The organism is Martinezella sp. CNPSo 3890 (assembly GCF_057784455.1).
In genome coordinates this window covers 287,014-299,932 of record NZ_JBXSOR010000001.1, presented here as the reverse complement: position 1 = coordinate 299,932, position 12,919 = coordinate 287,014, and the positions used below count along the sequence as shown (strand labels likewise).

Genomic DNA, 12,919 nt, shown 5'->3' with positions numbered 1-12,919 from the left:
ATTGAATAGATCAACGCCTTGCTTGCGCAATAGAAAAAACTAAGGCCCGGCAGATATCCACCGGGCCGTTGAATAATCACCGATAAAACCAGCCTCAGATGATGACGTGCGAGCCCAGTTCCACAACCCGGTTGGCAGGCAGGCGGAAGTAGTCGGAGGGGTCGGTCGCGGCGTTGGCGAGCGCGATATAGAGCCGGTCCTGCCAGTGCGGCATACCGGATTTCGCATCCGGCACCAGCTTGCGGCGGCCGAGATAGAAGGAGGTCGACATGATGTCGAACTTCAGGCCCGTCTTGCGCAGGGTTGCGAGCGCCTGCGAGACATTCTGCGATTCCATGAAGCCGAAGCGCAGCTCGACGCGCGAGAAGCGCTCCGAGACCTTCTCGACCGAATAGCGATCCTCCTGGGCGACGCGCGGCTTGTTGATGGTGCGGATCGTCAGGATGACGTTCTTGTCGTGCAGGACGTGATTGTGCTTCAGATTGTGCAGCAGCGCGGCGGGCGCAGATTCCGGATCGCTGGTCAGGAAGATTGCCGTACCGGGCACATGCGCGGGCGAATGATCGCTCTTGCGCTCGATGGAGCTGACGAAGGACGACAGCGGGATATCGGTGTGCCGCGTCTTTTCCATCAAGATCGAGGTGCCGCGGCGCCAGGTCCACATGATCACCGTGAAGGCCGTTGCGATCATGACGGGAACATAGCCGCCGTCGTGGATCTTCAGGAGGTTGGCGCCGAGGAAGACGAATTCCAGCAGCAAGAGCGGCGTGAGCACGGCAACCGCCATCGGCAGCGTCCAGTTCCAGCGGACCCGGACGAATTCAAATGCCATGATCGAGGTGACGACCATCGCGCCGGTCACTGAAATTCCATAGGCCGTTGCCAGCGCATCCGAGGTCTTGAAGGCCAATACGAGGAAGATGACGCCGAAGAACAGGACCGTATTGACCGACGGCAGGAAGATCTGCCCGGTATTGGTCTCGGAGGTAAAGAGGATTTCCATGCGCGGCAGGAAGCCGAGGTGAATCGCCTGACGCGTGAGCGAGAAAGCACCCGTGATGACGGCCTGGCTCGCAATGATCGTCGCCATCGTGGCGAGAATGACCACCGGCAGAATCGCCCAATGCGGATACATCAGGAAGAACGGGTCCGACATGGCCATGGGCTCGCGCAGCACCAGCGCGCCCTGACCGAAGTAGTTCAAGGTCAGCGACGGAAACACCAGTACGAACCAGGCCCACTGAATCGGGCGGCGGCCGAAATGGCCGAGGTCGGCATAGAGCGCTTCCGCGCCCGTCACCGTCAGGAACACAGCACCGAGAACGACGACGCCGAGGAAGCCCTCGCGCATCAGAAAGCTCACCGCATACCAGGGATTCAGCGCTGCCAGAATGCTGTAATCATCGGAAATATGCATGATGCCGGCAAGACCCATGACGATGAACCAAAGCGCCGTGATCGGACCGAAGAAACGGGCGACGGCACCGGTACCATGCGACTGGATCGCGAAAAGCAATGCCAGGATCGCCACCGATATCGGGACGATATAATCCGACAATTGCGGGGTCACCAGCTTCAGACCCTCGACAGCGGAAAGAACGGAAAGCGCCGGAGTGATCATCGCATCACCGAGGAAGAGCGCGGCACCCAAAAGGCCCAGCAGCATCAGGATGGCCGTGTGGCCATTCGCCGTCTTCATCAACAGCGCCAGCAGCGACAAGGTGCCGCCTTCGCCGTCGTTGTCCGCACGCAGCAGAAAAAGGACATATTTGATCGTGACGATGATGGTCAGCGTCCAGAACATCAGCGACACGACGCTGATGACTTCGCCGCGCGTCAGACCATCGGCGGCCACCGGCTTCAATGCTTCGCGAAAGGCATAAAGCGGGCTCGTACCAATGTCGCCATAAACAACGCCGATCGAGCCGAGGGCGAGGTATGCGAGCTTACGAGCGTTCATTTTCCCGTCGGGAGAATGATGGGTTTCGTTAGACATTCAGGATCACTAGACTCTCAGAGCCAGCCTTTCCAGCGAAAAAAGAAAAACGGAACGATGGCGGAAACCACCATCAGCAACAACGATGTCGGGTAACCGTAGGCAAAGTGCAGTTCGGGCATATGCTCGAAATTCATGCCGTAGACGGACGCCACGAGCGTCGGCGGCAGAAATACCACCGAAGCGATCGAAAAGATCTTGATGATGGCATTCTGCTCGATATTGATCAGCCCGAGCGATGCATCCAGCAGGAAGGTGATGTTTCCCGCGACGAAGGATGCATGCTCCGACAGTGACTGCACATCCCGCGACACGTTGCGACACAGTTCCCTGGCCTCGTGGTCCTGCTGCATGGCGGGGATGGTATGAAGAAAGGTCAGCAGCCGGGACAGCGAACTCAGACTGTCACGCACCTTGCTGAGCGTACGGTGATAGCCTGCGATGTCCTTGAGCTTTTCTTCCAGATAGTTCGCCGGGCGGCGGATCTTCTTTACGCGATCGCCGAACACGTGCACCGACAATATATCGATACCCGCCACGGTCTGTTCAAGGACCTCGGCGGTACGGTCGACGATGGTTTCGAGAAGCTTGGCGAGAAGCGCGACACCCGTGCGCCGCTCCTGCGGAATACGCTGCAGCGCTGCGATGAAGAGCGCGAAGGACTTCGGCTGCGCATAGCGGATGGTGACCAGCCGATGTCCCGTCAGGATGAAGGCGACATCGGTGAGCATCGGCAGATTGGTGTCGGCCTTCCACAGCAGCGAGGCCGTGAGAAAGACGGAGCCGTTTTCGACATAGAGGCGGCTCGACGGCTCGATGTCCTTCATGTCCTCGCGCGTGGGCACCTCGAGCCCAAGCAGGCGCTCTATATTGGCCTCTTCCTCACGCGTGGGATCGACCATATCGATCCAGACGGCATTGTCAGGCAAGCGGTCGGCCGCCGAAAGATCGGGCAGCTGAAGCGGCTTGGAATCTGAGCAATAGGCAGTTATCAACTGCTTGCTCCCACAGCAGTGGAGAGGAAGCCGCCATCAAGGCGCCTTGCGCGCTCTTGCCGCGATCCCACCAATGGCCAATGAAAAAAGCTCATAAAACCCCGGTCGTATCCCGCCGGTCCGGCCGGGAATCCGTGTCCATGTTCCATTGCGCTGCTGTACCAATCCTTCGCCCGTCCTGGCGAAGCCGCCTGCTCGGACGAAATAAAACCACCATGCGGCGGAGGGCGGTCATCGGAAATGCCCGACCAGTTCCACGCCGGCGGCGCATATGCAGCAAAGCTCGCAAAGAATCAAGTCACAACCTCTTCATTGCGCGATTTCACCGCAGTTTGGCTAAACTTGCGAAGTCATAGCACAGGACGCCGACAAGACAATCCGTCACTATACGGAAAGCAGGATGTCTTTGTGAATTATTCAAATACGATCGATGGCGCCGCGCGCTGCGGTGCGCCTGCCACTTGCTTCCAGACATTGGCTGCGATCTCGCGATAAATATTCGCAACCACCCCATTTGGCTCGGCAGCGACGAGCGGCGTGCCGGCATCCGAAGTTTCGCGGATGCCCATGGTCAGAGGCACCTCCCCCAGGAAAGGCACGCCGATGCGCTCGGCTTCCTTGCGCGCGCCACCATGGCCGAAAATATCGTAACGGGCGCCGGTGTCCGGCGCGATGAAATAGCTCATGTTTTCAACGATGCCGAGGACGGGAACCTCGACCTTGCGGAACATGTTCAGGCCCTTGCGCGCATCGATCAAGGCCAGATCCTGCGGCGTCGAGACGATGACGGCGCCGGTAAGCGGCACCTGCTGCGCCATGGTGAGCTGCACGTCCCCGGTACCGGGCGGCATGTCCACCACGAGCACGTCGAGCTCGCCCCAGGCGACCTCGCGCAGCATCTGCAGCAGAGCGGACTGCACCATCGGCCCGCGCCAGATCATTGCCGTTTCCTCTTCGACGAGGAAGCCCATCGACATGACCTTGAGGCCATAATTCTCCATGGGATTGATGATGCGCCCATCGATCTGGGTGGGCCGTCCGGAAATCTTCAGGAGGCGCGGCATCGAAGGACCGTAGATATCGGCATCCAGGATGCCGACCTTCAGGCCGTTGGCAAGCAGCCCCAGCGCCAGATTGACCGCCGTCGTCGATTTGCCGACACCGCCCTTGCCCGAGGCGACCGCGATGATGGCCTTGACGCCCGGAACACCGATCTTGGCGGCGCGGGGCGGCTGTTGCGGCGCGTGCTGATGAGGATGCGAATGGGAATGGCCTTGCGGGGCGGCTTGCGCAGGCGCGGCCCGAGGCGCCGGAGCGCCAGCCTTCTTGTCGGCCGTCAGCGCGACCAGGGCGCCCTTGACGCCGGGCATATCCTTGACGACACGCTCGGCGGCAAGACGCATCGGCTCCAGATCCTTGGCGCGCTCGGCGGGTACGGTGATGGAGAAATAGACCTTACCATCGGAGATGAAGACATCCGACACCATGCCGAGTTCGACGATGTTGTGCTCCAGGTCCGGGCCGCGAACCGTCTTCAACGTTTCCAGCACCTGTTCCTTGGTGATGTCTGCCATCTCATCCTCACTGCAGAATTCTTTTCGGCAGCGCCGCAGGGAGCGTACGCTTTCCGAAATCATTCTGGCTTAGATAGTAGAGAGGCGGGACTTCGCCAAACGAAATTCGGGACGCCGTCGATAAAATGCGTCTTCGTTGCGGCCGGCAGGTCCGCCGGGTCCATAAAGAACCCTTACCAGCCGCAACGCGCTCCCAATTCGGGAAGACATGATCGCGGGCCGAGATAGAACACTCGTCTGAAAGGAATAGGGCAAAGGCGCGAAAATCGTCCCACAAGCGCGCCCGAAATTGCTAAGCGTGTTAAATAAGCAACAACCGTCGCCGACCCCCTCGCCGGGAGAAGCTATGGCGACGGGGCATCGGCGACGGTCGTTTGATCCGCGCACGTTTCATCGGCGCTGTTATCAAAGTCCCCTCTGGACCTCTGTCTTTTTATAAGCAGGAAGCGTGCCAGTTTTCAGAAAACCAGGGAAATAACGGTATTTCAATTGGTTAGTCGCTGTCCGCCTGGATCGGCATGATCGATCATCGCCATAGGGTTCATCATATTTTATTCGCAGCGCACAAAATTCATTCACACGCTGCTCGAATCTCGATCATTGCGTCGAGAACGACAACGTCATTATTTGATCAATCCAACGCGCAAAGCCTTGGCGACGGCCTGAGTGCGGTTGACGGTGTCGAGCTTCTTGGTGGCGCGGTTGAGGTAGTGATTGACCGTATGTTCGGACAGAGACAGGATTTCGGCGATCTCGGCACTGGTCTTTCCGGCCGCTGTCCAGTTCAGGCAATCGATCTCCCGGTCGGTCAGGGCATCGACGACGCGAACATCGAGATTGCGGATTTCCGCAAGCCGGTCATAGACGTGAACTGCTATGTAGAAAAGGTCCTTGACCTCCTCCATCGAAAAGAGTTCGCGATCGCCAGCCAAACAAACCGCGCCGCGAAGACCGGAGGCATCGTGCGTCGGGAAATAGACGAAGCGCGTCATGCGGAAACGTTCGAACAGAGCCACCACGAGCTGCGACTTGCTCTCCTCGCGATTGGGGCTTGTTGTCACCTCATAAAGAAAGGGCAGCGTGGAGCCGCGCAGACGCTGCAGCGGGGGGCTGGTCGACAACAGGTTTTCCTGATCGTAGATCGACAGCAGCTCTGCCGGCCAATTGTTGATGACTGAATTGCTCTGCAGGTCCGAGGACGTAATAGGCGGCAGATTGAGCACCATGAAGGCCCGGCAACGATAGGCCTCCGTCAGGCCCTTCATGAAACGGAACACATCGAACTGCGTCTTAAGCCTGCTGATTTCCTCGATAAAGTCCTCGCCACGAGGGGACATGCCCGCCTGTATCAATGCCGCCATCATCAGTCTTCTTTATGTAAAAGAGGAAAAAAATACGAAACTTCCGTCTCTTGTCCCTCACGATTATCGTACGGCAGCCGGTCTCAGCCGCTCGGCAAAATATAAGTTTTCCAAAATCACGACTGCATCAACGCCCGTTACTATTATGTCCGCCCAACACCTCGCCAAATCCTGTATGGTTCCAATAATCACTTGCGGATAATGGCAGTTCTTCCGCATATCTCAACAGTAAAATTCAAGATAAACGAGCAATTTCGCTAAGATCAGGCACCGACAGCATTAAATCCGCGAGTTTCCGACAGCCGTTGCGCGAAATTTATGGAGTCAGCGCTTAGGCCCCATGCGGTTGCGCATGTCCGTCATGATCGAATCAGCAGCAGCAACCACCAAAGGCGCCCATGCCTTCAACTTTTCCAGTGTGACGCGATAGGCTGGGCCGGTCACCGAGACGCCGGCCAGCATATGCCCATCGTCGGAACGGATCGGGGCGGCAACGCAGCAAATGCCGCTTTCATGCTCCTCGAGATCGAAGGCATAGCCTCGCTTCCTGATTTCCGAAACATCGACAAGCAGCTCCGAGACATTGCGAAGCGTATGCTCGGTATAAGGGCGATATTCGAGGCATGAGATTCTCGCATCCAGCTCGGCATCGTCGAGCGCGGAAAGCGCCGCCTTGCCGACACCGGTACAATAGGCCGGAGATGCATTGCCGACCTGCGAATACATGCGTACGGATTGGCGACCCTCGACCTTGTCGAGATAGATGACCTCCGTGCCACGCAGGACGCCAAGATGGACGGTTTCACCGGTCACCTCCTGCAGGCGGTGCAGATGTGGCTCAGCAACCGCGCGAAACTCGTTGCGCGCCCAGCTGCGCGAGGCAAGCGTCAAGAGCCGCAATCCAATCAGATAACGACCATCGCGGTCGACCTCCAGAAGCCCTTCCTCGACAAGGTGCGACAATTGGCGATGCAATGTGCCGCGCGGCTGATCGGAGAGCGAAAGGATGTCGGTAAAGCGCATCGGGCCATCGGCGAGCGCGACGAGATCGAGCAAGGAGACGAGCTTTCCCAGCGTTCCGGTTTCCCGGTCGCGATGCCCTTTATTTTTTCCACCCTCTGAACCCAGATCCACGTTCATTCATTTATCTCTGGCAGAGCCGCACTATCCTTGACACCGCGCAAGGGTAGATCGATAATTCCATATAGTCAAATTATGTTCCGAATAATGGAACTTTCGATTGATCGGGAGGAAACATTTGGTGGATACTCAGGCGCAATTTCCCGATCTGAAAGATCGCACCGTCCTCATCACCGGCGGCGGCTCCGGCATCGGCGCAAGCCTTGTGGAGGCCTTTGCCAAACAGGGCGCAAAGGTTGCCTTCATCGATATCATCGAAGAAGCGAGCAAGGCACTGGCGGCCAAGCTTTCGACGCAATCCGCCCATCCTGTCTCCTTCTATCACGCCGACCTGCGTGATGTCAGCGCGATCAAAAGCGCGGTTGCTGCAGTTGAGTCCGATCTCGGGGCGGTCCGCGTCCTCGTCAACAATGCAGCCTGGGACGACCGGCACGATATCGACACCACGACCGAAGAATACTGGGACAGCAATCAGGCAATCAACCTGAAGCAGGTCTTCTTCGTCTCGCAGGCGGCGGCACCCGGCATGCGCGCCGCCGGCGGCGGGGCCATCATCAATTTCTCCTCGATCGTCTTCAAGATGAACCCGCCGCAGCTCGCCTCCTACGCGACCGCGAAGTCCGGCATCATCGGGTTGACCAAGAGCTTTGCCGGACGCTTCGGTCCCGAGAACATCCGCGTCAATGCCGTTCTGCCGGGAATGATCGTCACCAAGCGACAGCTCGACCTGTGGCTGACCGAAGAGGGCATGGCCAAGACGATAGACCGGCAATGCCTGAAGCGCGTGCTGAGCGCCGACGATCTGGTCGGGCCGGTGCTCTTCCTGGCTTCGGACTGCTCCGGCGCCATGACCGGACAAGCCATCACCGTCGACGGCGGTATTTTCTAATCTCAAGAGTTCTGACGTAAGACTTGGAGCATTTCTCATGACGAAACCCGCATATGTCGCGGTGGACTGGGGCACCAGCAGTTTCCGGCTGTGGCTGATCGGCGAAGACGGCAGCATACTGGCAGAGCGCCGCAGCGGCGAAGGCATGACCACGGCGGCCCAGACCGGCTTTGCCAAGGTCCTGCAATCGCATCTCGACACCATATCCGCACCGGACGTCCTTCCCGTCATCGTCTGCGGCATGGCCGGAGCGCGCCAGGGCTGGGTGGAAGCCGGATATATCGACACGCCGACCTCACTTGCCGCCATCCTGACAGGCGCCGTTTCCGTGCCCGGACAATCCCGCGACGTGCGCATCCTGCCGGGTCTCGCACAGCGAAGCCAGCAGGTGCCCGATGTCATGCGCGGCGAGGAAACGCAGCTGCTCGGCGCGATTGCCGCCGATGCGAAGGGCGAACAGCTCGTGTGCATGCCGGGAACGCATTCGAAATGGGTGCGCGTGCTGGATGGCCAGGTGACAGGTTTTTCCACCTTCATGACGGGCGAGCTTTTCGATGTCATTACCAAGCACAGCATCCTGTCGCATGCCGTTGCCGGCGCTGCGGACATGCCGCCCGACACGAAGGCGTTCGAGGCTGCCCTTAAGACGGCCCTCGACAAGCCGGCCCTCGTCACCAACCTGCTGTTCACGGCCCGCTCCGGCCAGCTCCTGAACGGGCTTACGGCCGCCGGCGCCCAGGCACTGATCTCGGGCACCCTGATCGGTGCGGAAATCGCCGGCGCGCTCGCTTCGGCGGGGCAGAATGCGGCTATCACGCTGGTCGCTTCCGGCCGCCTCCAGGCGCTCTATGAAGACGCCTTCCGCACCCTTTCCCTCAATTACAAGACCATCGATGCCGATGCCGCCGTCCGTCGCGGACTGTCCGCTGCGGCCGAAGCGATCTGGTTCAAGAAAGAAAGCAAAAGCTGATGACGACCCGCATTCCCTTCCCGCCCATGAAGCGCCCGCTCATTGCCATTCTTCGCGGCATCAAGCCGGAGGAGACGGCCGATATCGTCGGCACGCTGATCGAAACAGGTTTCACGGCAATCGAAATTCCGCTGAATTCGCCGGAGCCGTTCCGCTCTATCGAGACCGCCGCCAAGATGGCGCCTGCCGATTGCCTGATCGGCGCAGGCACGGTGCTGACGGTGGAAGACGTCGACAGGCTGGATGGCGCCGGCGGCAAGCTCTTGGTGACGCCGAATGTCGAGCCTGCGGTCATCAGCCGCGCCCGCGACAAAGGCATGGTGACGATGCCGGGCGTGTTCACCGCCACGGAAGCGCTTTCGGCCGCCCGCGCCGGTGCCACCGGGCTCAAATTCTTCCCCGCCGGCGTGCTCGGCGCCTCCGGCATCACGGCCATTCGCGCCGTCTTGCCGCCCGAGCTCATCATTGCCGCGGTCGGCGGCGTTTCGGACAAGAATTTCGCCGATTACACCAAGGCCGGCGTGCTCGCCTTCGGCCTCGGCACCAGTCTTTACAAGCCGGGAATGACGGCCGCAGAGGTTGCCGAACGCGCCAAGGTCACCATTTACGCCTATGATGCAGCTGTAGGAGCCTGATTTATGACCGATATTCATGATTTCCAGGGCAATATTCTCTGCAACACGTCCTCCGTCCTGGGAGAAGGCCCGACCTACGATCCCGATACAGACACCGTGTGGTGGTTCAACATCCTCGGCAAGGAACTGCACGAACTGCACCTGCCGACCGGAAAGAAACAGGTTCACGAGCTGCCGATGATGGCAAGCGTGCTGGCTCGCGTCGATGCGGAGCGGCAGATGATTGCCACCGAGCAGGGACTGTTCCTGCGCGATATCGCGACCGGCGAATTGAGCTTCTATACGGCCATCGAAGCAGACAAGCCTGAAAACCGTTCCAATGACGGGCGTACGCATGTTTCCGGATCGCTCTGGATCGGCACCATGGGCAAGCGCGCCGAGATGCAGGCAGGCGCGATCTATCATGTCGCCGGCGGCAAGGTTACGAAGATCTTCGACCAGATCAGCATTCCGAATTCCATCTGCTTCTCTCCCGATGGCACGATCGGCTATTTCACCGATACCCGCGTCAGCCAGTTGATGCGCGTGCTCGTCGACCCCGAGACGGGACTCCCGACCGGCGAGCCGATCGTCATGGTCGACAGCATGGAAGATCCTGGCGGCCTTGATGGTTCGGTCTGCGACGCGGACGGCTATATCTGGAATGCGCGCTGGGGTTCCGGCTTCGTCGACAAATACAGCCCGGACGGCCTGCGCATCGAGCGGTATCGCGTGCCCGCGATGCAGCCCTCCTGCCCCGCCTTCATCGGCAAGAATGCGGACCGGCTGGCCGTGACGACCGCCTGGGAAGGCTTGGATGAGGAAGCGCGCTCCATGCAGCCGCAGGCGGGTGCTCTTCTGGAACTCGGCCTGACGGTGAAGGGCGTTTTCGACCCTCCATACAAGCTTTGATTGAAGGCCGCCTTCAGCCAATCTCGCTAAGGGCGGTATTATTTCGACGAGTCATGTGAGGCGCAACACACGTTGGGCCTCGAAAAAATTGAAATTTGAGCTGGATCGTTTTTTTGCGATCCTAATAATCTTTCTGGTTGTTTTTTGAAGCTGTAACTATTGATTTCCCAGCATATTCCTTTTGCTTCCGAGCTGAGTGAAGCAATTTTCTGCAACTTTTGACGGAACCAAAACTTCCCTGAACCATTGCCTTTAAGACCGGTACGATAACGGTCGGCACAAACAAGGTTCCACTCGCGCTGGTAAGCATGCGCGTTAATTAAGCATGCCCATCAGAATGAAAGGTAGGTTCACGATGACTGGGAAACTCTTCACTTCCGTTGCCGCTGGCGCCATCTTTGCCACTGCGTCCGTGCTTTCACCCATGGCTTTTGCCCAAGCGCAACAGCCATCAAACGGCGGCGCGGGCAATAATGCGCCGGTGACGCAAAGCGCGCCGGCAACGCCGGATGCCACCAAACCTGATAGCTCGGCAGCACCGAAAAGCGCCCAGGCTCCTGCCCCCTCGACGGGTGGCCAGGCTGGCTATCTGACCGCGCAGTCCGCCGATCAGATCAGTGCCAAGACCTATATGGGCCAGTCGGTCTATAATGGTCAGAACGAAAGCATCGGCAGCATCAACGATCTGATCCTGCAGAAGCAGGGCGGAGTAGTTGCCGCGGTCGTCGGCGTCGGCGGTTTCCTTGGCATGGGCCAGAAAAACGTCGCCGTTCCTTTCGACAAGATCAGCGCCACCCAGAACCCGCAGGACGGAACGGTGAAGCTGACGACGACGGAAACGGCCGATGCGCTGAAGGCTGCCCCAGAATTCAAGACCCTGTCGATGCAGGCCTCCGAAAAGGCGGCTCAATCGTCCGGCACGTCGACAATGCCGGCCACCGACAACACCACGACTTCGTCGACCACCAACAAGTAACTATCGACAAAGGTTGGACGAAATACGGAAGCGGCGGCCTTATAGGCCGCCGCTTTCTTTGGCCATCTTTCACCCTACTTTTTAGGATTAGGCAATTTCGCGTTCGTGGCTGAGATCGAAATAATGGGTCTGCAGGTAGCGAAGCGTCGCAGCGCTATCGACCGGCTTTCCAAAATAGTAGCCCTGCCCCATGGCGCAGCCCAGTGCCTTCAGCTTCGCCGCTTCAGCATGGTCCTCGATACCTTCCGCGACCACACGCAGGTCAAGCCCTTCGCACATGGCAAGAACAGCCTTGATAATGTGCTCGGAGGCCCTGTCCGAATTCATGCGCGAGACGAAGGCCCGATCGATCTTGACCTTGTCGAAAATGAATTCGCGCAAGCGTCCAAGGCTGGACTGACCGGTGCCGAAATCATCGAGAGAGATGCGCACGCCAACCGCTCGAAGATCGGCGATGATGCGATGGGCGGTATCGGCCGAGCTCATGACCGCCGTTTCCGTGATTTCAAGTTCGAGGCGATGCGGGTCCAGACCGGCGCGTGTCAGGATGGCGAGAATGCTGCTGCTGGTGCCGGGATCCATCAGCTGCGCCGAGGAGAGATTGAAGGACAGAAACAGTTCGCGCGGCCACGAGAGCGCCGCCTCCGCCGCTTTTCGCAGCAGCGTTTCGGATAGCGCATCGATAAAGCCTCGTTCCTCGGCAAGCGGCACGAAGACAGCCGGTGAGACAAAGCCGAGATCCGGATCGTTCCAACGCGCCAGGGCCTCGAAACCGAGAACCATGTTGTTGGCAAGCGAGACGATCGGCTGGAAATGCACATCGATGGAGTCGGAAATGATGGCGTTGCGCAGCGCCTGCTCCAGCTGCGTCGCACGCTTCATCTCCTGCGCAATCTCTCTGGAATAGACGGTGATCTGGCCGCGGCCGCGACGCTTGGAGCGATAGAGCGCCGTATCCGCATTTTTCAGGAGATCGTCGAATTCTTCTCCGGCGAAAGGATGAATGGCAAAGCCGAAGGATGCGGAAAGGCGGACATTGCGATCGCCGAGATCATAGGGCGCCGACAGCACTTCGCGGATCATCTGCCCGAATTTCTCGGCGCCGACGCGTTCGAAGACAAGCGGCAGTACAAAGGCGAATTCATCGCCGTCGTGACGCGTCACCAGTGCGCCGTCGGGTATGCAGGCCTTCAGACGATGAGCAACCTGGCAGAGGATCTCATCGCCCGCGTCGACGCCGAACAGGTCATTGATCGGCTTGAAGGCATCGAGATTGACGATGCCGATCGTAAAGGGTGCGGGATCGCCGGCACGCTCAAGCGAAAGCGCGCGCGCACGCTCGCGCATGCGATGGCGATTGCCCAACCCGGTGAGCGGATCGGTATAAGCGATTGCCTGCGGCTGCTGATTGACTGGCCCCGGCAGCATCTCAGTCGATTTCATATTTGGTTCCGGCCTTTTCTCCACCCGGGGGAAGAGCATGCCGAGGAAG

General features: G+C 59.1%; 11 protein-coding genes. 5 read left to right on the top strand and 6 right to left on the bottom strand.

What is annotated here, in order from left to right; genetic code table 11:
- Nucleotides 1-94: 94 nt before the first annotated feature.
- The 5 genes from AC13RC_RS01435 to AC13RC_RS01415 form a co-directional block, all read right to left on the bottom strand.
- The gene (locus AC13RC_RS01435; RefSeq protein WP_371864861.1) at nt 95-1,960 is read right to left on the bottom strand and encodes a potassium transporter Kup; all 1,866 of its coding nucleotides are present in this window, start codon (nt 1,958-1,960) and stop codon (nt 95-97) included.
- 53 nt (nt 1,961-2,013) lie between these two features.
- Nucleotides 2,014-2,991, bottom strand: coding sequence for a magnesium transporter CorA family protein (locus AC13RC_RS01430; RefSeq protein WP_113330975.1), 978 nt, complete (start codon nt 2,989-2,991; stop codon nt 2,014-2,016).
- Nucleotides 2,992-3,404: 413 nt separating this feature from the next.
- Nucleotides 3,405-4,565, bottom strand: a complete 1,161-nt coding sequence (gene apbC / locus AC13RC_RS01425) for an iron-sulfur cluster carrier protein ApbC (RefSeq protein ID WP_113420897.1) — start codon at nt 4,563-4,565, stop codon at nt 3,405-3,407.
- Nucleotides 4,566-5,188: 623 nt separating this feature from the next.
- On the bottom strand, nt 5,189-5,929 hold the full coding sequence (locus AC13RC_RS01420) for a helix-turn-helix transcriptional regulator (RefSeq protein ID WP_442966469.1): 741 nt from the start codon (nt 5,927-5,929) through the stop codon (nt 5,189-5,191).
- Nucleotides 5,930-6,250: 321 nt separating this feature from the next.
- Nucleotides 6,251-7,066, bottom strand: a complete 816-nt coding sequence (locus AC13RC_RS01415) for an IclR family transcriptional regulator (RefSeq protein WP_488556279.1) — start codon at nt 7,064-7,066, stop codon at nt 6,251-6,253.
- Nucleotides 7,067-7,184: 118 nt separating this feature from the next.
- Between AC13RC_RS01415 and AC13RC_RS01410 the strand changes: the two genes are divergently transcribed.
- From AC13RC_RS01410 to AC13RC_RS01390, 5 genes are all read left to right on the top strand, one after another.
- The gene (locus tag AC13RC_RS01410; protein ID WP_488556278.1) at nt 7,185-7,955 is read left to right on the top strand and encodes an SDR family NAD(P)-dependent oxidoreductase; all 771 of its coding nucleotides are present in this window, start codon (nt 7,185-7,187) and stop codon (nt 7,953-7,955) included.
- Between the two features lie 37 nt (nt 7,956-7,992).
- Nucleotides 7,993-8,925, top strand: a complete 933-nt coding sequence (locus tag AC13RC_RS01405) for a 2-dehydro-3-deoxygalactonokinase (protein ID WP_488556277.1) — start codon at nt 7,993-7,995, stop codon at nt 8,923-8,925.
- Nucleotides 8,925-9,560 (top strand): 2-dehydro-3-deoxy-6-phosphogalactonate aldolase, encoded by a 636-nt coding sequence (locus AC13RC_RS01400; protein WP_113420900.1) that lies wholly within the window; start codon nt 8,925-8,927, stop codon nt 9,558-9,560. The genes AC13RC_RS01405 and AC13RC_RS01400 overlap by 1 nt, the downstream gene beginning before the upstream one ends.
- Before the next feature lie 3 nt (nt 9,561-9,563).
- Nucleotides 9,564-10,451, top strand: a complete 888-nt coding sequence (locus tag AC13RC_RS01395) for an SMP-30/gluconolactonase/LRE family protein (RefSeq protein WP_113353851.1) — start codon at nt 9,564-9,566, stop codon at nt 10,449-10,451.
- Between the two features lie 355 nt (nt 10,452-10,806).
- Nucleotides 10,807-11,427: a PRC-barrel domain-containing protein gene (locus AC13RC_RS01390; protein ID WP_113420901.1), complete on the top strand. Its 621-nt coding sequence runs from the start codon at nt 10,807-10,809 to the stop codon at nt 11,425-11,427.
- Between the two features lie 87 nt (nt 11,428-11,514).
- Here AC13RC_RS01390 and AC13RC_RS01385 read toward each other — a convergent pair whose 3' ends face one another.
- Nucleotides 11,515-12,870, bottom strand: coding sequence for a putative bifunctional diguanylate cyclase/phosphodiesterase (locus AC13RC_RS01385; protein WP_113330967.1), 1,356 nt, complete (start codon nt 12,868-12,870; stop codon nt 11,515-11,517).
- Between the last annotated feature and the right edge of the window lie 49 nt (nt 12,871-12,919).

Coding starts and splice junctions, on each gene's coding strand:
- AC13RC_RS01435 (WP_371864861.1), bottom strand. CDS start 1,960: ATGAACGCTCGTAAGCTCGCATACCTCGCCCTCGGCTCGATCGGCGTT.
- apbC (WP_113420897.1), bottom strand. CDS start 4,565: ATGGCAGACATCACCAAGGAACAGGTGCTGGAAACGTTGAAGACGGTT.
- AC13RC_RS01420 (WP_442966469.1), bottom strand. CDS start 5,929: ATGATGGCGGCATTGATACAGGCGGGCATGTCCCCTCGTGGCGAGGAC.
- AC13RC_RS01415 (WP_488556279.1), bottom strand. CDS start 7,066: ATGAACGTGGATCTGGGTTCAGAGGGTGGAAAAAATAAAGGGCATCGC.
- AC13RC_RS01405 (WP_488556277.1), top strand. CDS start 7,993: ATGACGAAACCCGCATATGTCGCGGTGGACTGGGGCACCAGCAGTTTC.
- AC13RC_RS01400 (WP_113420900.1), top strand. CDS start 8,925: ATGACGACCCGCATTCCCTTCCCGCCCATGAAGCGCCCGCTCATTGCC.
- AC13RC_RS01395 (WP_113353851.1), top strand. CDS start 9,564: ATGACCGATATTCATGATTTCCAGGGCAATATTCTCTGCAACACGTCC.
- AC13RC_RS01390 (WP_113420901.1), top strand. CDS start 10,807: ATGACTGGGAAACTCTTCACTTCCGTTGCCGCTGGCGCCATCTTTGCC.
- AC13RC_RS01385 (WP_113330967.1), bottom strand. CDS start 12,870: ATGAAATCGACTGAGATGCTGCCGGGGCCAGTCAATCAGCAGCCGCAG.